The organism is Cupriavidus sp. FW216-B1 (assembly GCF_058789195.1).
Map to the genome: position 1 here is coordinate 231,321 of NZ_JBYTEL010000003.1, position 20,469 is coordinate 251,789.

The 20,469-nt window shown below is 72.5% G+C and carries 17 protein-coding genes; 10 read left to right on the forward strand and 7 right to left on the reverse strand.

The window, feature by feature from the left end; genetic code table 11:
* Positions 1 to 283: 283 nt before the first annotated feature.
* From AC3WXD_RS10800 to fumC, 4 genes are all read left to right on the forward strand, one after another.
* Positions 284 to 1,714, forward strand: a complete 1,431-nt coding sequence (locus AC3WXD_RS10800; protein WP_492323673.1) for an LLM class flavin-dependent oxidoreductase — start codon at positions 284 to 286, stop codon at positions 1,712 to 1,714.
* A complete protein-coding gene (locus tag AC3WXD_RS10805; protein ID WP_492323674.1) occupies positions 1,711 to 3,144 on the forward strand; it encodes an LLM class flavin-dependent oxidoreductase in 1,434 nt (477 codons plus the stop codon). Before AC3WXD_RS10800 ends, AC3WXD_RS10805 begins: the two co-directional genes overlap by 4 nt.
* A gap of 82 nt (positions 3,145 to 3,226) precedes the next feature.
* The gene (locus tag AC3WXD_RS10810) at positions 3,227 to 4,492 is read left to right on the forward strand and encodes an acyl-CoA dehydrogenase family protein (protein WP_492323675.1); all 1,266 of its coding nucleotides are present in this window, start codon (positions 3,227 to 3,229) and stop codon (positions 4,490 to 4,492) included.
* 356 nt (positions 4,493 to 4,848) lie between these two features.
* A complete protein-coding gene (gene fumC / locus AC3WXD_RS10815) occupies positions 4,849 to 6,249 on the forward strand; it encodes a class II fumarate hydratase (protein WP_059413178.1) in 1,401 nt (466 codons plus the stop codon).
* A 51-nt stretch (positions 6,250 to 6,300) separates the two neighbouring features.
* Here fumC and AC3WXD_RS10820 read toward each other — a convergent pair whose 3' ends face one another.
* Together AC3WXD_RS10820 and AC3WXD_RS10825 are read right to left on the reverse strand one after the other, a co-directional pair.
* Positions 6,301 to 6,783 (reverse strand): MarR family winged helix-turn-helix transcriptional regulator, encoded by a 483-nt coding sequence (locus AC3WXD_RS10820; protein WP_492323676.1) that lies wholly within the window; start codon positions 6,781 to 6,783, stop codon positions 6,301 to 6,303.
* Positions 6,784 to 6,812: 29 nt separating this feature from the next.
* Positions 6,813 to 8,246, reverse strand: coding sequence for an MFS transporter (locus AC3WXD_RS10825; RefSeq protein WP_492323677.1), 1,434 nt, complete (start codon positions 8,244 to 8,246; stop codon positions 6,813 to 6,815).
* 223 nt (positions 8,247 to 8,469) lie between these two features.
* Between AC3WXD_RS10825 and AC3WXD_RS10830 the strand changes: the two genes are divergently transcribed.
* From AC3WXD_RS10830 to AC3WXD_RS10850, 5 genes are read left to right on the forward strand one after another with little or no spacing between them, the layout of a single operon-like run.
* A complete protein-coding gene (locus AC3WXD_RS10830) occupies positions 8,470 to 9,300 on the forward strand; it encodes a sulfurtransferase (RefSeq protein WP_492323678.1) in 831 nt (276 codons plus the stop codon).
* 51 nt (positions 9,301 to 9,351) lie between these two features.
* Positions 9,352 to 10,266 (forward strand): TauD/TfdA dioxygenase family protein, encoded by a 915-nt coding sequence (locus AC3WXD_RS10835; protein WP_492323679.1) that lies wholly within the window; start codon positions 9,352 to 9,354, stop codon positions 10,264 to 10,266.
* 50 nt (positions 10,267 to 10,316) lie between these two features.
* Positions 10,317 to 11,273, forward strand: coding sequence for an ABC transporter substrate-binding protein (locus AC3WXD_RS10840; protein WP_492323680.1), 957 nt, complete (start codon positions 10,317 to 10,319; stop codon positions 11,271 to 11,273).
* On the forward strand, positions 11,273 to 12,109 hold the full coding sequence (locus AC3WXD_RS10845) for an ABC transporter permease (RefSeq protein WP_492323681.1): 837 nt from the start codon (positions 11,273 to 11,275) through the stop codon (positions 12,107 to 12,109). The genes AC3WXD_RS10840 and AC3WXD_RS10845 overlap by 1 nt, the downstream gene beginning before the upstream one ends.
* On the forward strand, positions 12,106 to 12,858 hold the full coding sequence (locus AC3WXD_RS10850; RefSeq protein ID WP_454731337.1) for an ABC transporter ATP-binding protein: 753 nt from the start codon (positions 12,106 to 12,108) through the stop codon (positions 12,856 to 12,858). Before AC3WXD_RS10845 ends, AC3WXD_RS10850 begins: the two co-directional genes overlap by 4 nt.
* Before the next feature lie 64 nt (positions 12,859 to 12,922).
* On the opposite strand, the gene AC3WXD_RS10855 is transcribed toward AC3WXD_RS10850, so the two are convergent.
* Positions 12,923 to 13,300 carry a TraR/DksA family transcriptional regulator gene (locus AC3WXD_RS10855; protein ID WP_059413186.1) on the reverse strand — a complete coding sequence of 126 codons (378 nt, stop codon included), beginning with the start codon at positions 13,298 to 13,300 and terminating at the stop codon, positions 12,923 to 12,925.
* Between the two features lie 206 nt (positions 13,301 to 13,506).
* Here AC3WXD_RS10855 and ftsH point away from each other — a divergent pair, with 206 nt between their 5' ends.
* Positions 13,507 to 15,447: an ATP-dependent zinc metalloprotease FtsH gene (ftsH, locus tag AC3WXD_RS10860; protein ID WP_492323682.1), complete on the forward strand. Its 1,941-nt coding sequence runs from the start codon at positions 13,507 to 13,509 to the stop codon at positions 15,445 to 15,447.
* 83 nt (positions 15,448 to 15,530) lie between these two features.
* On the opposite strand, the gene AC3WXD_RS10865 is transcribed toward ftsH, so the two are convergent.
* The 4 genes from AC3WXD_RS10865 to AC3WXD_RS10880 all read right to left on the reverse strand — a co-directional run bounded on the left by AC3WXD_RS10865 (position 15,531) and on the right by AC3WXD_RS10880 (position 20,425).
* Complete coding sequence (locus AC3WXD_RS10865) at positions 15,531 to 15,770, reverse strand: hypothetical protein (RefSeq protein ID WP_492323683.1); 240 nt, start codon at positions 15,768 to 15,770, stop codon at positions 15,531 to 15,533.
* A 61-nt stretch (positions 15,771 to 15,831) separates the two neighbouring features.
* Positions 15,832 to 18,189 carry an exo-beta-N-acetylmuramidase NamZ domain-containing protein gene (locus AC3WXD_RS10870; protein ID WP_492323684.1) on the reverse strand — a complete coding sequence of 786 codons (2,358 nt, stop codon included), beginning with the start codon at positions 18,187 to 18,189 and terminating at the stop codon, positions 15,832 to 15,834.
* Entirely contained in the window at positions 18,186 to 19,544 is a 1,359-nt protein-coding gene (locus AC3WXD_RS10875; protein WP_492323685.1) for a putative glycoside hydrolase, read from the reverse strand. Before AC3WXD_RS10875 ends, AC3WXD_RS10870 begins: the two co-directional genes overlap by 4 nt.
* The gene (locus tag AC3WXD_RS10880) at positions 19,541 to 20,425 is read right to left on the reverse strand and encodes a polysaccharide deacetylase family protein (RefSeq protein WP_492323686.1); all 885 of its coding nucleotides are present in this window, start codon (positions 20,423 to 20,425) and stop codon (positions 19,541 to 19,543) included. The genes AC3WXD_RS10875 and AC3WXD_RS10880 overlap by 4 nt, the downstream gene beginning before the upstream one ends.
* Between the last annotated feature and the right edge of the window lie 44 nt (positions 20,426 to 20,469).

Below are 20,469 nucleotides of genomic sequence, written 5' to 3' on the forward strand. Positions count from 1 at the left end.
CGGGGGGCGCGCCGCTGGCCTGTGTGCGGCCATGCGGCTCAGTCATGGACAGGCATTGTGCGAATTCCCGCCACGCGCGACAAAGACCGATTTCTCATATGGATGGAAATGCGCGCGGATAACCAAATGCGGAAATCGCGCTTCGGCCACGACCGCGGATTGATTAACCTGTCGGCTCCCGGCGCGCGCTGCCGTGGCCATCTCCGCGGCGGACGGCGTCGCCGCGTCCGTCCATGCCGCCCGCCGCGGCGGCCCTTCCATGCCTCGCCCATCCCGTTGCGCCATGAGCAAAGAAATCCGACTCAACGCCTTCGCGCTGGCCGCGCCGTCCCACCTGTCGATGGGCTTGTGGCGGCATCCGCGCGACCGCTCGCTGGAGTACAACACGCTGTCCTACTGGACCGACCTGGCCCGCATCGCCGAGGACGGCAAGTTCGACGCGGTGTTCCTCGCCGACGGCATCAGCCTGTACGACGTGTACAAGGGCAGCGCGGACACCGCCATCCGCCGCGCGGTGCAGTTCCCGCGCCTCGACCCGATCCTGCTGGTCTCGGCGATGGCGCACGTCACCACGCACCTGGGCTTCGGCATCACCAGCAGCGTCAGCTACGAGCCGCCCTACCTGTTCGCGCGCCGCATGAGCACGCTGGACCATGTCACCGGCGGCCGCGTGGGCTGGAACATCGTCACCAGCTTCGGCGACAGCGGCACCAGAGCCCTCAACGGCCAGGTCGCGCGCGCCCACGACGACCGCTACGACGTGGCCGACGAATACATGTCGCTGGTCTACCAGTACTGGGAAGGCAGCTGGGAGGATGGCGCGGTGCTGCGCGACCGCGAGCAGGGCATCTTCGCCGACCCGGCGCGCATCCACCAGGTGCGGCACGAGGGCGAGTTCTTCCGCAGCGAGGGCATCCACATCTGCGAGCCCTCGCCGCAGCGCACGCCGCTGCTGTTCCAGGCCGGCACCTCCACGCGCGGCAAGGCCTTCGCGGCCGCGCATGCCGAATGCGTGTTCATCAGCGCGCCCAGCAAGAAGGTGGTCAAGGACGCGGTGGACGACCTGCGCCGGCGCGCCGTGCAGGCCGGGCGCCACGCCAGCGACATCAAGGTGTTCCTGTCGCTGACCGCCATCCCCGCGGCCACCGACGAGCTGGCCCGCGCCAAGTACCAGGACTACCTGCAATACGCCTGCCCCGAGGGCGCGGCGGCGCTGTTCTCGCGCTGGGCCGGCATCGACCTGTCGCGCTACGGCCTGGACGACCCCATCGAGTACATCGACTCCAACCACATGCAGTCGGTGGTGAACAACTACACGCGCGCCGACCCGGAGCGCGTCTGGACCTTCCGCGAGATCCTCGCGCGCGTGGCCATCGGCGGCGGCAGCGCGAGCCTGCTGGTGGGCGCGCCCGCCACCATCGCCGACCGCATGCAGGAGTGGGTCGACGACACCGGCGTGGACGGCTTCAACCTCGGCTACGCCGTCGCCCACGAAAGCTTCCGCGACTTCGTCGACCTGGTGGTGCCCGAGTTGCAGCGCCGCGGCGTCTACAAGCGCGACTACGCCCCCGGCACGCTGCGCGAGAAGCTCTACGGCCAGGGCCAGGCGCGCCTGCCCGACAGCCACCCGGCCAGCCGCCACCGCCACGGCGCGGCCGCCTCTCCAACCACCGCCGGCGCCGCCGCGCCCGCACCGCACGTCACCGCACCGTGAGCAAAGAAATCCGCATCAACGCCTTCGTCACCTTCGCCCCGAGCCACCTGTCGCCGGGCCTGTGGAAGCATCCGCGCGACCAGTCGCTGCAATACCACACCCTCGCCTACTGGACCGAGCTGGCCCGCATCGCCGAGCGCGGCCTCTACGACGCGCTGTTCTGGGCCGACGGCATCAGCACCTACAACGTCTACGGCGGCTCCCACGATCCCGCCATCCGCGGCGCGCTGCAGTTCCCGCGCCTCGATCCGCTGCTGCTGGTGTCGGCGCTGGCGCAAGTCACCACGCACCTGGGCTTCGCCGTCACCAGCAGTACCACCTACGAGCCGCCGTACCAGTTCGCGCGGCGCATGTCCACGCTGGACCACCTGACCAACGGCCGCGTGGGCTGGAACATCGTCACCAGCTTCGGCAACACCGGCACCCGCGCCGTGGGCCTGGGCGACGCGCGCGCGCACGACGAGCGCTACGACGTGGCCGACGAATACATGGCCCTGCTGTACAAGCTGTGGGAAGGCAGCTGGGAAGACGGCGCCGCGGTGCGCGACCGCGAGCGGCAGGTCTTCGCCGACCCGGCCCGGGTGCACGAGATCCGCCACGACGGCCGGTATTTCCACATCGAGGGCGTGCACTACAGCGAGCCCTCGCCGCAGCGCACGCCGCTGCTCTACCAGGCCGGCACCTCGGGCCGCGGCAAGGACTTCGCCGCCGCGCACGCCGAGTGCGTGTTCATCAGCGCGCCGTCGCGCAAGGTGATCCGCGACACCGTGCAGGACACGCGCCGCCGCGTGGCCGAACAGGGCCGCGACCCGGCCTCGGTGCTGTTCTTCATGCTGCTCACGGTCATCGTCGGGCGCACCGAGGAAGAAGCGCGCGCCAAGCTGGCCGACATCGAGCAGCACGTCAGCCTCGAAGGCGCGCTCGCGCTGTTCTCGCGCTGGACCGGCATCGACCTGGCCGGGCGCGACATCGACGCGCCGTTTACCTACGAGAAGAGCGAAGGCATGCAGTCCACCGTCGAGGGCTTCACCATTGCCGACCCCGACCGCGTCTGGACCATCGGCGAGCTCGCGCGCCACAACGCCATCGGCGGCAAGGGGCCGGTGCTGGTGGGCTCGCCCGCGCAGGTGGCCGACGCGATGCAGGCCTGGATGGAAGACACCGGCGTGGACGGCTTCAACCTCAGCTACACCATCATGCCCGACTCGCATCGCGACTTCGTCGACCTCGTGGTGCCCGAGCTGCAGCGCCGCGGCGTCTACAAGACCGCCTACCAGCCCGGCACCCTGCGCGAGAAGCTCTACGGCCCGGGCCACGCCCGGCTGGGCGGCGATCATGCCGCCGCGCGCTACCGCGTGCCGGAGGCCGGCGCTGCTGCCGTCACCACGGCCGGCACAAGCGCCAGCACAACCGCCAGCGCCGCCGCCTGACGCACCGATTCCGCCTCGCGCAAGGCCGCCGCGCGCCGCGGCGGTTGCCCGCGCCGGGCACCACACCTCACGTATCTCCGCCATGACCCATACCGACTTCCCGTCCGCGCCCGCCGCCGGCGCCCTGCCTTCCGCCACCGCCGCCCATCCCGCCCCGCCGGGCCAGGCCCTGCCGCCGGCCGGCGACGTGGCCACGCTGTTGCGGCGCGCCCAGGCGCTGCTGCCCGAGATCGGCCGCGAAGCGGCGCGGCGCGAGCAGCAGCGCGAGCTGCCCTATGCGCTGGCCCGCCGCATCGCCGACGCGGGCCTGCTGACCTTCCGCATTCCCAAGGCCTACGGCGGCCCCGGCGGCAGCATGCGCGACACCATCCGCTTCCTGATCGACCTCGCCGCCGTCGACGCCAACATCACCCAGGCCCTGCGCCCCAACTTCGGCCTGATCGAGGCGCTGCTGGCCGGGCAGGACAACGAGGCCGAGCGGCAACTGTGGTTCGGCCGGCTGCTGGCCGGCCAGATCGTCGGCAACGGCGGCGTGGAGCGCGGCGGCAAGCACGGCGAGATCCGCGCCACCATCGTGCGCCGCGACGGCCACTACGTGGTCAACGGCACCAAGTTCTACAGCACCGGCGCGCTCTACGCCGACTGGGTCAGCTCCATCGCCCTGAACGAGGACGGCAAGGAAACCCACTTCGTGGTGCCGCGCGGGCGCGCCGGCATGGAGCTGGTGGACGACTTCGACGCCATCGGCCAGCGCCTCACCGCCAGCGGCACCACCCGCTTCACCGACCTGCGCGTCGAGCCGGAGGAGCTGCGCACCAGCTACTTTCCGCGCGACCGCCGCAACCCCGTGACGCCGCTGTTCCAGCTGTTCCTGGCCGCCGCCGAGGCCGGCATCGCCCGCAACGCGCTCAACGACGCGGTCTGGTTCGCCCGCAACAAGGCGCGCCCGATCAAGCACAGCTCGGCCGAGCGCTCGGTGGACGACCCCTACATCCAGGAGACCATCGGCCAGATCGCGGCGCTGGCCTTCGCCGCCGAGGCCGCCACCCTGCGCGCCGCCGACGCCATCGACGCGGCCTGGGCCGACCGGCTCAGCGACGCCGCGCTGACCGAGGCCTCCATCGCCGTGGCGCAGGCGCAGTACTTCGCCGTCGACGCCGCGCTCAAGAGCGGGGAACTCGCCTTCGACGCGGGCGGCGCGTCGTCCTGCGACCGCCAGTACAACCTCGACCGGCACTGGCGCAACGCCCGCACCGTGGCCAACCACAACCCGCGCCAGTGGAAGGCGGCGGCGGTGGGCGCGTGGCTGCTCAAGGACCAGCCGCCGCCGACCACCGGCCTGTTCTGATTCGGTGTGCCGAAGCGCCGGGCGGCGCCGCGGCGAAGCCGCCCGCAAGCCACTCCGGCGCCGGAGTGCGGCGCCGAATCGCGGCGCCGGGGCACCCTGCCCGCGCCGCCGGCCCGCCGCGGGCGGGCGGCCGCGGCGGCGCATCGTCCATCCGCCGGCCCGGCTCCCGCCGGAGTGGCCCCCGCGCCGCAGGCATTCCTCCCGGCCTGCCCCCCGCTTACCCCTTTCGCCGGTCAGGCTACGCGTGCCGCCGGCGGCAACCTGCGCTATTGTTCCGGGCAGCGCAGACCGCGAGACGAAATCCCTCGTCCAGAACATGGGGCGCGCTGGATTAACCTTTTTGGGGAGCAACTCAGATGTCCGAATTCCGTTCCGAAACCGACTCGATGGGCGCCATCGACGTCCCCGCAGACCGGTACTGGGGCGCGCAGACGCAGCGTTCCATCATCAATTTCCCGATCGGGGTGAGTCGGTTCCGCTGGCAACGGCCGGTCATCCGCGCGCTGGGCATCCTCAAGCGGGCCGCGGCCGAGGCCAATGCCGAACTGGGCGAGCTGCCCAAGGACCTCGCCGCGCTGATCGTGCAGGCCGCCGACGAGGTCATCGCCGGCAAGCTGGACAGCCATTTCCCGCTGGTGGTGTTCCAGACCGGCTCCGGCACGCAGTCCAACATGAACGCCAACGAGGTGATCTCGAACCGCGCCATCGAGATCGCCGGCGGCGAGATCGGCAGCAAGAAGCCGGTGCACGCCAACGACCACGTCAACCGCGGCCAGAGCTCCAACGACACCTTCCCCACCGCCATGCACATCGCCGTGGTGGAGCAGATCTACACCAAGCTGCTGCCGGCGGTGGAAGCCCTGCGCGACACGCTCGCGGCCAAGGCCACGGCCTACAAGGACATCGTCAAGACCGGCCGCACCCACCTCCAGGACGCCACCCCGATCACGCTCGGCCAGGAGATCAGCGCCTGGGTCGCGCAGATCGACTTCGGCCTGAACGCGGTCAAGGCCGCGCTGCCGGGCCTGCTGGAACTGGCCATCGGCGGCACCGCCGTGGGCACCGGGCTGAACGCGCACCCGCGCTTCGGCGCGCGCGCGGCGGCCTACATCGCCACGCTGACCGGCCATCCGTTCGTCGACGCGCCCAACAAGTTCTTCGCGCTGTCCGCGCACGACGCGCTGGTGCAGGCCTCGGCCGCGCTGCGCACGCTCTCCGGCGGGCTGATGAAGATGGCCAACGACGTGCGCTGGCTGGCCTCGGGCCCGCGCTGCGGCATCGGCGAGCTCAACATCCCCGAGAACGAGCCGGGCTCGTCGATCATGCCGGGCAAGGTCAACCCGACCCAGTGCGAAGCCATGACGATGGTGTGCGCGCAGGTGTTCGGCAACGACGCCACGGTCGCCTTCGCCGGCAGCCAGGGCAACTTCCAGCTCAACGTGTACAAGCCGGTGATGGTGCACAACGTGCTGGAGAGCATCGAGCTGATCGCCGACGCCAGCGTGGCCTTCAACGACCACTGCGCGGTCGGCATCGAGCCGAACCTGCCGAAGATCGCCGAGAACCTCGACAAGAACCTGATGCTGGTGACGGCGCTGAACCGCCATATCGGCTACGACAAGGCCGCGGCCATCGCCAAGAAGGCGCACAAGGAAGGGCTCACGCTCAAGGCCGCGGCGCTGGCGCTGGGCTACCTGAGCGAGGAAGACTACGCGCGCTGGATCGTGCCGATCGAGATGACGCATCCGAGCGCCTGACACGCCTGCCGCCGTGCCTGGCCGGTCCGGCGCACCGGGCCGGCCGCGCCGCTAGGCGCCGGCCGGCGCGAACGGCGTGCGCGCGCGCGGCTCCAGCGACGTCACCACGCGCTGCAGCAGCGCGATGAACTGGCGCCGCTCGGCCGCGTCGAACGGCGCCATCAGCGCGTCGTAGGCGGCGTCGGCCATTTCCATCGAGCGCGACAGCGCCTTGCGCCCCTTGGCCGAGAGCGCGAGCTGGCGCTGGCGGCGGTCGTCGGCCGAGGTCTCGCGCGTGACCCAGCCGCGCTCCTCCAGGCTCTGCACCACCTGCGAGACACTGACCTTGTTCACGCCGAGCGCGCGCGCCACGTCGTTCTGGCTGGCGCGCTCGATGTTGTGGAGCGCGATCAGCACGGCGTATTGCGACGGCGTCAGCTCCAGCGCGGCGAAGCTGTCCTCGAAGATGGCGACGGAGATCTGGTGCGCGCGCCGCAGCAGGAAGCCGGGACGGGAATAGAGTTGGGACAGGCGCTCGACCTCGGTGGTGGACATAGGGATGCGAAAGTGGGTGGAATGGGGTGTCACGCGGCCTGGTGGCCGCTGAGCTCCTCGCCGGCGCGCCGGGGCAGCGCCCGGTAGCGCGGCAGCGCGGCGCAGGCGAACAGCGCCACCACCACGAACGCGAGCGAAAAGTCGGCGCCGGCGGGCTCGGCGCGGCCGCCGAGCCGGGCCGACCACTGCACGGCCAGCGCCGACAGCGAAATACCCAGCATGATAGCGAGTTGCCAGCCCATCGTGTTCAGCGTGGTCGCCGCGGCCACCTTCGCCGGCGGCAGGTCGGCATAGGCGAGCGCGGTCAGCGCGTTGAACTGCACGGCGCGGAAGAAGCCCGCCAGCGACACCACCGCGCCGATTCCCAGCAGGTTCCAGCGCGGCAGCGCGAACAGCGCGCAGGCCGCCAGCGCGAGCGCGCACATCAGCCCGTTCCACAGCAGCACGCGGCGAAAGCCCCAGCGCCGCAGCATGGCCGTGGTGCGGGTCTTGGTGAAGAACGCGACCACGCCGCTGGCCAGCAGCACCACCCCGCTGTGCAGCGCGCTGAAGCCGAGCCCGATCTGCAGCATCAGCGGCAGCAGGAACGGCAGCGCGCCATACCCCACGCGCACCAGCGCGCCGGCCCAGAAGCCGGTCGAGAAGGTGCCGACCGAAAGCAGGCGGAAGTCCAGCATGGGCCGCGCCAGCCGGCGGAACTGGCGCGCGTGCAGCCAGGCCAGCAGCGCCAGCAGCGCCGCCAGCGCGGCCAGCAGCGGCGCGTCGAACGCATGGCGCGCGCGCTCCAGCATGACCACCACGAGCGTCAGCACGGCGGCGGCCAGCAGCCATTCGCGCGGGTGGAACACGGCGTCGGTGCGCTCGCGCAGTTGCGGCATCGCGCGCCGCGAGGCCAGCAGGCCCAGCAGCCCGACCGGCACGTTGATCAGGAACACCCAGTGCCACGACAGCCATGCGCACAACAGGCCGCCGAGCGGCGGCCCCAGCATCGGGCCGAGCATGGCCGGCGTGATCATCCACGCCAGTGCCTCCACCAGTTGCGCCTTGCCGACCAGGTGCACGATAGCGGTGCGCCCGACCGGCACCATCATCGCCGCGGCGCTGCCCTGCAGCGCGCGCGCCAGCGTCAGCGCCGGCAGGCTCGGCGCCAGCGCGCACGCGGCCGAGCTGGCCGCGAACAGCGCCACGGCGGCCTGGAACACGGTGCGCGTGCCGTGGCGCGCGGCCAGCAGCCCGCTGAGCGGGATGAAGATCAGCGAGCACAGCAGGTAGACCGTCATGGTCAGGTTGAGGCTGAGCGGATCGACGCCGAACGCGCGCGCGATGTCGGGAATCGCCGGGCTGACGATGGTGGCGTCGAGCTGCTCCATGAAGAAGGCCATGCCGACCAGGATGGACAGCGGGCGGAAGTCGGCCTGCGCGGCTTTGGCGGCTGTGGCGGTCGAAGCGTGCTGGGATGGCATGAGCGGGGAAACGGAAACCGGGGAGGAAAAGGCAACGGGCCGGACCAGGCCGGACCCCGATTCTCGGCGCTGCGCGGGCGCAATGGAAATGCGATTAGTAAATATGCTAACTATTAATCGGTCGTTGGTTGGCCGGCGCGCTGCCTATACGATGCGATCCATTCCTTGCAGCCGGCGCGCTCGCGCGCCGGCCCATCACCACAGAAGACACGGAGCGACACCGATGGCGGTATTCGAACTCGTCAGCGCCGACTGGCTGGCACAACACGCAGGCGCCGCGGGCGTGGCCGTCATCGACAGCCGCCCGCAGGCCGACTACTGGGAAGGGCACATCCCGCACGCGCGCCATCTCGATGCCGCGCTGCTGTCGCTGCCGCGCACCGACGCGCCCGCGCTGGCGCGCTTCCACACGCTGCTGGGCTGGACGCTGTCCGCGCTGGGCATCGCGGCGGACACGCACGTGGTGGTGGCCGGCGCGCAGAACGAGGTCAATGCCGCGCGCGTGGCCTGGGCGCTGGCCTATGCCGGCGTGGCGCGCATCGCGCTGCTCGACGGCGGGCTGAAGGCGTGGGGCGGCGCGCTCGACCGTGCGGCGCCGGCGGTGCGGGCCACGCGCTTCGTGCCGCAGCCGCGGGCCGCCTATCTCGCCACCGCCGAGGAAGTGCTGGCGGCCACGCAAGGCGGCGCGCGCGTGATCGACGCGCGCGAGCACGACGAATACGCGGGCCTGCGCAGCAACGCCCGCCGCAACGGCCGCGTGCCGGGCGCACGCTTCTGGGACACGCGCCAGGAACTCGGCGCCGACGGCCGCTTCGCGCCGCGCGCGCAGCTTGCCGCGGCGCTGGCGCAGGTCGCCGCGCCCGGCGAGCGCGCCATCGTCTACTGCGGCGGCGGCGGGCGCGCCGCGCGCGCCTTCGTGGCACTGCAGCTTGCCGGCCACGCGGACGCGGCGGTCTATCCGGCCTCCTGGAACGAGTGGGGCAACCTCGACCAGTACCCGGTCGACGCAAGCGCCATCGCCATCCCCACCGCCGCCACCGCGCCCGCGGCCTGAACCGGCACGCGGCCCGCCCTCCTCTCTCGCACCACCTTTCCCGATCACATCATGAACGGCATCTTCGTCGACGACGAAAAACTGGACCGGATCCAGTCCAGGGTCCTGGACATGCGCCGCTACCACGGCGCGCCCGCCACCTTCGAGGGCGTCACGCTGACGCCCTATTCCGCCACCGTGGGCGCGCGCGTCACCGGCCTGCGCATCGGCCCGCATGCCGAGCCCGGCGCGGCGCTGCGCCGCTTCCTCTACGACGGCATCCTGCGCCACGGCTTCCTGAGCTTCGCGCCGGGCACCGTGGCGCTGGAGGACTTCGAGCAACTGGTCGCGCTGTTCGGCACGCCGAAGCTGATGAACACGCCGTACACGCCGGAGACCGGCAAGGACGGCCAGCTCAACGCGATCGACTCGTCGATCAAGAAGACCCGCATGAACTACATCTGGCACATGGACCAGGTGTTCCAGCCGACACCGCCGCCCTTCACCGCGCTGTTCGCGCAGGCCGCGCCGCAGGTCGGCGGCGACACGCTGTTCGCCAACGCGACCGCCGCCTACGACCTGCTCGACCCGCTGTTCGCCGCCTACCTGGAGACGCTGAGCGCGGTGCATGACGTGGAGGCCCAGGGTTTCCTCACGCTGGCCTACCACGACCTCGCGCAGCGCGCGGCGCAGCGCGAGAAGCATCCGCCCATCGAGGTGCCGCTGGTGCGCACGCACCCGGAGACCGGCCGCAAGCAGATCTTCGCCAACGAGCTCTATACGCAGCGCATCCTCGGCGTCACGCGCCGCACCAGCCAGGCGCTGCTCGACGTGCTGTTCGACGCGCTGGGCGCGCCCGAGGTGCAGACGCGCCACCGCTGGGAAGACGGCACGGCGCTGATCTGGGACAACCGCACCGTGCAGCACCGCGGCGTGGCGGACTTCGGCCAGGGTCGGCGCGTGCTGCACCGCGCGCTGGTGGTGTGAGCGCGCTTGCGCCGCGCCAGCCTCACGCGCCTTTGACCAACAGGACATCCATGCAACGCAGGCAATTCCTCCTTACCCTCGGCGCCGGCCTGGCGCCGCTCGCGGCCTTCGCGCAGGCGTCCGGCGTGCGCATCACGCTGCCTTCGCCAGGCAGCGCGGGCTCGGTGTGGCGCCCGCTGATCGACCGCTACAAGCTCAACACGGACCCGGCCCTCAAGCTCGACTGGGTCACGGCCGATCCCGGCAAGATGCAGGTGCAGCTCAGCGCCGGCTCGCTCGACGTGGGCGTGTTCGGCGCGGTCGGGCTGGCCACGCTGGCCAACCGCGGCAGCGACATCGTGCTGTTCGGCCCCGCGCTGAACAACCACGGCCGCTGGCTGGTGCGCGGCGACAGCGGCCTGCGCGCGCCGAAGGAACTGGTGGGCAAGCGCATCGCCACCACCGCCGAGACCAGCGAGACCTACCAGCAGGCACGCATCGCCGCCTCGCTGATAGGCATCGACCTCAAGAAGGACGTCAAGGTCATCCACGGTTCCCCGACCGCCAACCTCGCGCTGTTCGAGCGCGGCGACGTCGACGCGATCATCACGCTGGAGCCGACCGCGACGCGGCTGGTGGCGCGCGGCGCGCGCGAGATCGCGCGCGTGGCCGACATCTGGAAGCAGGCCACCGGCCAGCAGGAAGACCCGATCCTGGTCGGGCTGGCCGCGAGCCGGAGCTGGTACGAGAGCAACACCGCCACCGCGGCCAAGCTCAGCGCGCTGTTCCAGCGCGTGAGCGGCTCGTTGCGGCAGAACCCGGCGCAGCTGCGCGAGATCGCGCCCGAGATCGGCTTCAAGGCCGACGAGGCGCGCGCCATCGAGCTGCTGCCGTCGCGGCTGGCGCCCGCCTACGCGACCCGGTGGGACGCCAGCGTGTTCGCCACCATCGACAAGCAGATCGAGGTGGCGGTCAAGCTCGGCGTGCTCGACCGCGCCCCGGCGCGCAAGATCTACGTGCAGGCCTGATGAATACCGATCACATCATTCTCGAGCGCCCCGCCGCGCCGCCCGGCCGGCGCGGCGCGCTGGCGCTGCGCCTGCGCGCGGCGGCCGCGCGCTTCGGCCCGCAGGCGCTGTTCTTCGTGCTGCTGGCGGCCGGCTGGGAAGGCATGGCGCGCGTGTTGCACTCGCCGCTGGTGCCGGGCACCGCGGCCATCGCGCGCGAGCTGGCGGCGATCAGCGTGAGCGGCTTCGCCTTCAGCGAGATCGGCGTGACCTTCCTGCGCATGTCGCTGGGCTTCCTGCTGGCGCTGGTGTTCGCGCTGCCGATCGGCATCGCGTCGGCGGTGTCGCGCTTCGCCGAGCGCTTCTTCGAGCCCGGCATCATCCTCGGCCTGACCGTGCCCGGCCTGGTGTGGGCGCTGCTGTGCGTGATCTGGTTCGGCGTCTCGCTGACCTCGCCGGTGGTGGCGGTGGCGCTGGGCGTGCTGCCCTCGCTGGTGATCTCGGTGCAGCAGGGCGTGCGCTCGCTCGACCACGAGATCGTGGAGATGGTCCGCGTGTTCCGCCTGCCGGGCGCCACGGTATTGCGCAAGGTGTGGCTGCCGCTGCTGTACAGCTTCATCGTGTCGGGCTGCCGCGTGGGCTTCTCGATCGCGTGGAAGGTCATCGTGCTGGTCGAGATCTTCGGCATGTCCAACGGCGTGGGCTACCAGCTCAACGCGCAGTTCAGCACGCAGAACGTCGAGGGCGTGATCGCCTGGACCATCGCCTTCTGGGCGGCGATGATCGTGGTCGAGCACGGCGTGTTCCGCACGCTCGAGGCGCATGCGAACCGCTGGAAACGGGGCGGCGCATCATGAGCAGCGACATCCGCATCGAAGGCGTGGCCAAGCGCTTCGCGCCGCGCGGCACCGACGCCGCGCGCACCATCCTCAGCCAGGTGGACCTGACCGTGCGCGCCGGCGAGCTGGTGGCGCTGGTGGGGCCGTCGGGCTGCGGCAAGTCGACGCTGCTGAACCTGATCGCGGGCCTCGACCGGCCCAGCCAGGGCCGCGTGGCCTTCGACCGCAGCCAGGACGCGATCAGCCTGAGCGTGGTGTTCCAGCAGCCGCGGCTGCTGGACTGGCTCAGCGTCGAGGAGAACATCGGCATCGTGTTCGAGGGACGCGCCGTCGACGCCGCCGAGCGGCCGCGCGTGGTGCGCGAACTGCTGCGCAAGGTCGAGCTCTCCGAGCACGGGCGGGCCTACCCGCAATTCCTCTCGGGCGGGCAGAAGCAGCGCGTGTCCATCGCCCGGGCGTTTGCCGTGCAGCCGGACGTGCTGCTGCTCGACGAGCCGTTCAGCGCGCTGGACGAGCTGACCGCGCGCCGGCTGCGCAGCCTGCTGCAATCGTTGTGGCTGGACGAAAGCCGGCCGCGCCCCACGGGCGTGCTGGTCACGCACAACATGCTCGAAGCGGCCTTCCTCGCCGACCGCATCGCCGTGATGGGCGGCAGCCCGGCCGGCGTGCAGCAGGTGATCGAGGTGGACGTGCCGCGCCCGCGCCATCCCGACGACCCGGCGCTGTTCGAGGTCCACCGCAAAGTGATGGAAGCGCTCCAGAGCTGAAGGGCGCCGCGCGGACGACGAAACGGGGCCGGGCCTGGACGAACGGCCCGGGTGGCCCCGCCGATCAGGCGCCGCCGGCCGAACGCGCCTGCTCGTGCCCGCGCTGGCACGGCATACAGCGCTTGGCGGTCGGGTAGGCCTGCAGGCGCTCGTACGGGATGGGCGCCCCGCACTCCACGCACACGCCATAGGTATGCCCGGCCAGCCGGACGCGCGCGGCGGCGATGTCGGCCAGCTCCACGCGGTGGCGCGCCACCATCGCCTGGTCCGCGTCGTCTTCCTCGGCGATGTCGGACGCATCGCCCGGCTCGGGCCGCGTGGCGACGACGCGGGCGGCCTGCGCCGCCTCGATCTGCCCGCGCAGTTGTTTTTCCCGGCCATCCAGCACCAGGGCCAGGCCGTTGCGTTGCTCGTCGGTCAGTGCAGTCAGTGCCGCCATCATGGGTCTCCGCTCGCGCCGATGCGCGTTCACTCCATTCTGCAACGTCGTCCGCCATCGGATTTGCGCTGCATCAAGCGCCGTGGCGGCACGTGGCCAATACTGCGGTTAGCGTCATCCACGGCGCCCGCCCGGCGGCGACGCCGCGTGCCGGGCGCGTCTCCGGGCACCCGCACGGGCACGGACCGGACTCATCTGGCAAGGACAGCATGGAACAACGGCACCGACAATTCTCCCTGGTCTACCTGCTGGCGGCCCTGCTGCTGATGGCGGCCATGCAGACCCTGCTGCGCACCGGCGCCGAGCAAGGCCTGGCGTACAGCGACTTCAAGGTCCTGCTCAAGGCCGGCAAGCTGCACGACCTGGTGGTCGGCGAGCGGGAAATCCGCGGCACGGTGGACACCCGCGACCTCGGCACCATCCTGGCCGGCCCGCAGGCCGACGCGCTGCGCGGCGCGGGCGGCGGCGAGCGCCGCTTCACCACGGTCCGGGTCGGCGACCCGGCGCTGACGCAGGACCTGGAGGCGGCGAAGATCCGCTTCGTCGGCGACGTCGACAGCCAGTGGCTCGGCACCCTGCTCTCCTGGGTACTGCCCGCGCTGATCTTCGTCGCCATCTGGGGCTATTTCCTGCGGCGCATGGGCTCCGCCACCGGCGGCCTGCTGGAGATCGGCAAGAGCCGGGCGCGCATCTACATGCAGACCGATACCGGGGTCACGTTCGCGGACGTGGCCGGCATCGACGAGGCCAAGGCCGAGCTGATGGAGATCGTGGAATACCTGAAGGCGCCGGAGCGCTTTCGCCGGCTCGGCGGCAAGCTGCCCAAGGGCGTGCTGCTGCTGGGCGCGCCGGGCACCGGCAAGACGCTGCTGGCGCGGGCCGTGGCGGGCGAGGCGGGCGTGCCGTTCTTCAGCATCAGCGGCGCCAGCTTCGTCGAGATGTTCGTCGGCGTGGGCGCGGCCCGCGTGCGCGACCTGTTCACGCAGGCCGAGGCCAAGGCGCCCTGCATCATCTTCATCGACGAGCTCGACGCGCTCGGCAAGGCGCGCGGCTTCGGCATGGCCGGCGGCAACGACGAGCGCGAGCAGACCCTGAACCAGCTGCTGGTGCAGATGGACGGCTTCGACACCAACAAGGGCGTCATCATCATGGCCGCCACCAACCGCCCGGAGATCCTCGACCCGGCCCTGCTGCGCGCCGGCCGCTTCGACCGGCACGTGCCGCTGGACCGGCCCGACCTGCGCGGGCGCGAGCAGATACTGCAGGTGCACGTGCGCGGCGTGCGGCTCGCGCCCGGCACGCAGATCGCGCAGATCGCCGCGCGCACGCCGGGCTTCGCCGGCGCCGACCTCGCCAACCTGGTCAACGAGGCGGCGCTGCTGGCCGCGCGCCGCGGCAAGGACGCGGTCGACATGGCCGATTTCGACGATGCGCTGGAGCGGATCGTGGGCGGCCTGGAGAAAAAGAACCGCGTGATGAATCCGCTCGAGAAACGCATCATCGCCTACCACGAGGCCGGGCACGCGCTGGTCGCCGAGAACCGCCCGTATGCCGACAAGGTGTCGCGGATCTCGATCATTCCGCGCGGGATCGCGGCGCTGGGCTATACCCGGCAGACGCCTTCCGAGGACCGCTACGTGCTGCGCAAGAGCGAGCTGCTCGACCGCCTGGACGTGCTGCTGGGCGGGCGCCTCGCCGAGGAACTGGTGTTCGGCGATGCCTCCACCGGCGCGCAGGACGACCTGCAGCGCGCGACCGACATAGCGCGCCAGATGGTCACGCGCTACGGCATGGGCGAAAAGCTCGGCTTTGCCACCTACGAGCGCCTGGCCAGCCCGCTCGAGCCCGATCCCGCGGCGGCGCCGCGCGAGCCGCGCGACTACAGCGAGCGCACCGCCGAAGCGATCGACGACGAGGTGCGGCACCTGCTGGCCGACGCCGGCGAGCGCGTGCGGCAGACCTTGCAGACCCGGCGCGCCGAACTGGCGGCGCTGGCGGACCTGCTGCTGGCCACCGAGGTGGTCGACCGCGCGGCCCTCGACGCCTTGCTGCATGCGCCGCCGGCGCAGACGCCAACGACGCCAACGACGCCGCAGACGCTGCAGACGCCGCCGGCCGCGCAGCCCGGCGCGGTCGCGCACGCTTCCTGACGCCTGACGCCTGACACCCGGCGCCGCCGGCGCTCCGGCCGGGAAGCGCGGGCCTGCCGATTGCCGATCGCCGATCGCCGGTTCTAGGCCGCGTCCACCCGCCGGCAGACCGCCGGCCGCCCGTCTCCGGCGACGCGAAGCTCGCCTCCCGCCCCGGCGCCAGCCGGCATCACCGCCGCCGCGCCGGCCTTGGGCCGCGGCGGGCGCCACCAGTCCGGCCCCGACGCGCATCCCGCGCAAAGCAGCGCGGCCAGTCCCGCGGCGCCGCACCAGGCGCGCGCGCGGGCGCCGCCGCCAATCCGGACCGCCGTTTTCGTCGTCATTCGCTGTTCCTCCGTCGATGCCCGTGCGGGCGTTGCCATCGCGGCCGGCGCGCCGGCCGCGTCAGTACATCAGGAAGCGCGCGCGCTGCGCGGCGAAGCCGGCGCCCTGCGCCGACACCGCCCGCTCGACCTCGGCCAGCGGCGCGTGCGCGTCGATCAGGCGCCAGGCCTCGGCCGAGCCCAGCGACGCGCGGATCGCGGGCAGGTCGAACTGCTTTGCGTGCAGCGCGTGCAGCGCGATCGCCAGCGCCAGCCCGAGCCGGCCCGGCGGCCTCGGCGCCGCGCCGGGCCGGATCGACACGCCCTGGCACAGGCGGCCGCGATAGCGGCCTTCGGTCGGCACGAAGCTGGTGGCCTCGAAGCGCGCGCCGGCATCCAGCTCGTTCAGGTAGGCGGCCAGTTCCCGCGCGGCGATCCACGGCGCGCCCACCAGCGCGAACGGCGTCGGCGTGCCGCGCCCCACGCTGACGTTCGCGCCCTCGATCAGGCCGACGTCGGCATACAGGTCCAGTTGCGCCGCGTCGCGCAGGTTCGGCGAGAGCGGCACCCAGCCCAGGCCGGTGTCGGCGAAGCGCATGCCGCGCGTGTAGCCCTGCATGGCGACGACGCGCAGGTCGGCGCCGATGCCCAGCTCGCTGTTGAACATCCGGGCCAGCTCGCCCACGGTCATGCCGTGCAGCAGCGGCAGCGGGAAGTAGCCGGTAAACGACGCCTGACCGGGGTCCTGCGGCGGGCCGCCGAAGCGGTCGGCGCCGAGCGGATTGGGCCGGTCCAGCACGAAGGCCGGCACGCCGCGCGCGGCGGCGGCCTCCAGCATGTAGCCGAGCGTGGTGATGTAGGTAAAGAAGCGCACGCCGGCGTCCTGCACGTCGAATACCAGCGCGTCCACGCCCGCCAGCGTCGCCGGCGCGAAGCGCCGGTGCGCGCCGTACAGGCTGTGGACCGGCACGCCGGTGCCCGCGTCGACCGCATCGCCGAGCGGCGCGTCGACATCGCTGCCCAGGCCGTGCTCGGGCGCGAACAGCGCCGCCAGCGTGACGCCGGGCGCGCGCGCCAGCACGTCCGCGGTGCGCGCGCCGCTGCCGTCGAAGCCGCTGCGGTTAGTGACAAGCCCCACGCGCAGGCCCGCCAGCGGCGCGAACGCCTGTGCCTCCAGCACGTCGATGCCGCTGCGCACCGGCCCCGCGGCCGGCGGCAGGCGCATGCTCCACGCCAGCGCCGCGGCGGTGCCCGGCACGGCGGCGCCGATCGCCTGCGCGGCCAGCGGCGGCGTCTCGCTGGCCAGCAGCGCCAGCACCTGCTGCCGCAGCGGCGCGGCGTTGCCCTGGTCGCCGGGATGCAGGCGGCTGCTCAGGATCACGGCGAAACGCCCGCTCACCATGTCGATCCACACGCCGGTGCCGGTGTAGCCGGTCTGCTCCAGCATCCCCAGCGGCGGCAGGCGGTCGCGGTTGGCCGCGAGCGGCGCGGCCAGCGCCCAGCCCAGGCCGCGCCACGCGCCGGCGGCCAGCGGCGTGGCCGGCGCCGCCAGCAGCGCGACGCTCTCGGGCCGCAGCACGCGGGTGCCGCCGGCCTGCCCGCCGTTGAGGATCATCTGCGCGAACCGCGCCAGGTCCGCCGCGGTGGAAAACAGGCCGGCATTGCCGGCCACGCCGCCCAGGCGCGCCGCGGTGGGGTCATGGACGAGGCCGCGCAGCATCCGGCCGCCGCGCGGCGCCGTCGGCGCGGTCCGCGCCACGGTCTGCGGGCCGGGCAGGAAACCCGTGTCGCGCATGCCCAGGGGCGCGAAAACGTGGTCGCGGCACCATGCGTCCAGCGGCTGCCCGGCCACGCGCCGGACCAGTTCGCCGAGCACGACGAAATTGACGTCGCTGTAGATGACACGCTCGCCGGGCGGCGCCACCGGCGCCAGGTTCATCGCCTCGCGCACGGCGTCGCCGTCGCCCGCGCGCCGGCGCGGCGGCAACCCGGCGGGCAGGCCCGAGGTATGCGCGAGCAGTTCGCGCACGGTGATGGACTCCTTGCCGGCGGCGCCGAACGCCGGCAGGTAGCGGACCACCGGCGCGTCCAGCGAGACCGCGCCGCGCTCGCTCAGTTGCAGCACGGCGGTGGTGGTGGCGATCACCTTGGTGACGGAGGCGAGGTCGAACACGGTGTCGGCGCTCATCGCCTCGCTCGCCGGCAGGACCGCGCGCCGGCCGGCGGCAAGCTGGTAGCGGATGTGCCCGGCGTCGCCGGCCAGCACGACCGCGCCGGGAATGTTGCCGGCGCCGATCTGGCCCTCGACGATGGCGCGCAGCTGTTCGCGCGCGGCGGCCGTCGCCGGCTCCGTGGCCGGGGCCGCGGTCTGCCCCCGCGCCAGCGCGCAGGCGAGCAGCAGCACGGCGGACAGCGCGCGGCGCGCGGCGCGATGGTTCATCTGGCCGGGGGCGCTGCCTGCGCCGGTTGCGCTCGCTGCGCCGGTTGTTGTGCCGGCTGCCCCGCTTGCGGCAACTGCGGCAACTGCGCCGGATCGTAGCAGTTGCGCGGATTCCACAGCATCCACCCGTCGGTCTGCTCGGCGTCCGCGGCCTGCGTCTGCGCGCGGATCTCGTCGGCGTCGAACTCGCGGTGGTCGAAGGCGTAGTCGCGGAAGGCCTGCAGCCACGGGCGGAAGCGCACGCCCGGCAGGCCGGTGCGCTTCCTGGCCTCGGCCAGCGAGCGCGCCACGATTTCGCCGGCGTGCTCCACCGGCCGGGTGCAGCCCGGCAGGCCCCAGGTGAAGCCCGAGGGATAGAGCATGGGCGAGATATAGTCCAGCGCCGCGCCGAGCGATTCGAGCTGCTGGCCGATCGCCGTGTCGTCGAGGTTCCAGCACACGTAGCCGAAGATGTCCGCCGCGATGTACACGTTGTAGCGGGCCAGCCGCGCGCGCGCCGCGCGCAGGAAGCCGGTGATCGCGGCCACCCGGTTGTCCTGCGTGTTGGGCCGCGAAAAGCGCAGCCCGCCGGCATCCGGGAAACGCAGGTAGTCGAACTGGATCTCGTCGAAGCCCATGCGCGCCGCCTCCTCCGCCAGGTCGAGGTTGTGCTGCCAGGCTTCGGTCTCGAAGGGATCGATCCAGCGCAGGTCCTCGCGGTCGCGCCACACCGCGCCCTGGCCGTCGCGCACGGTCCAGTCCGGGTGCGCGGCGGCCAGCGGCTCGTCCTTGAAGACCACGATGCGCGCGATCAGGTACAGCCCGCGCGCATGCAGCCCGGCCAGCAAGGCCGGGAAGTCCCGCACCAGCGGCGCGGGTGCCTTGACCTGCGCGCTGGCGCCGATGGCGTCGCGCGCCGCGCTCCGGTAAGGCGTCATGCCGCGGTCGCCCTTGACGTCGATCACCAGCGCGTTGATGGCGCTGGCCTGCGGCAGCGCCACGGCGGCGTCGCGCAATGCCGCGCTGCCGATGCCGAACACCGAGAGGTAGACCGCGCGGGGCCGCACCGGCGTCAGCGCCAGCCGCACCGGCGCGCCGCCGGTGGCCGTGGCGAGCGCGCGGCCATAACCGGGAGCCCTGGCGCCGATGCCGATGCCGATGCCCGCGCCCGGCGGCGGCGCGGCCAGCGCGAAGCCGCCGTCCGCGCCGGTCTGGGCGGACGCGGCGGCATCGTCCATCACCACCACCGTGGCCCCGGCCAGGGGCGCGCCGGTGTGCGCATCGACGACGGTGCCGGTGACGGTGTCCGCCGCCGCGCCATGCCACGCGGCCAGCGCCAGCGCGAAGCCGCACAGGCGGCGCGCGAGGGCGCTCATTGCGCGGCTCCGGCCCGCGGCCGGGATGCGTGCGGCGGGGATGTCTGCGACCGGGACGTGGCGGGCGAGGCCGGCGCGGTTGCCTGCGCCAGCATCCGCGCCAGGCAGCCGTCGCCGCAGGCGTCGGTCATCAGGAAGCGCGGCAGCGCCAGCCGCGGCGACGCCAGCGTGACCGCGCTGCCTTGCAGCGAGAAGGCCGCCTCCACGCCCTCGCTGGCGGCGATCGCCATCAGTTCCTCGTCATGGATGCCGAACGGCCACGCCAGCCACCGCACCGGGCCGCCCAGCTCCTGCTCCAGCCGCTCGCGCGCGCGGCGCAGCTGCATGTGCGCGAACGCGCGGAACGCCTCGGGCGCGAGGCGCCTGCGTTCCGTGTTGAAGTTCGGGTGCCAGTAGCTGTGCGACTGCACCGCGAACAGGCCGGTCTCCTTGAGCGCGCGCAACTGATCCCAGGTCAGCGCATAGGCGGCACTCGAAATCGCCGAGGGATAGATGAACAGCGTGACCGGGACATGCTCGCGCCGCGCGATCGGCAGCATCACGTCGAACACCGAGCGATGGCCGTCGTCCGCCGTGATCGCCACGGCCCGCTCCGGCAGCGTATCCGGCCCGCCCTGCTGCCACCGCACCACGTCGGCCAGCGGCACGACGTGGTAGCCGTGCGCGGCAAGCATGCGCAGGTGCGCCTCGAACGTGGCCGTGCGCACCGTCATGCTGTCCGCGGCCACCGGGCCGAAGCGGTGATAGACCAGCACGGGAACCCCGCGCTGCGCGCCAGGCGCCTGCGCGCCGGCCGACAGCGCGGCGAGCGCCAGCGCCGGCAGCAGCACGGCCCGGCACAGAAGACGGCACCACCTGCCCTGCTGCTGCTTCCGATGCATCGCATTCTCCGTGTGATTCCCGCGCCCTCTCCCGGGCCGCTCCG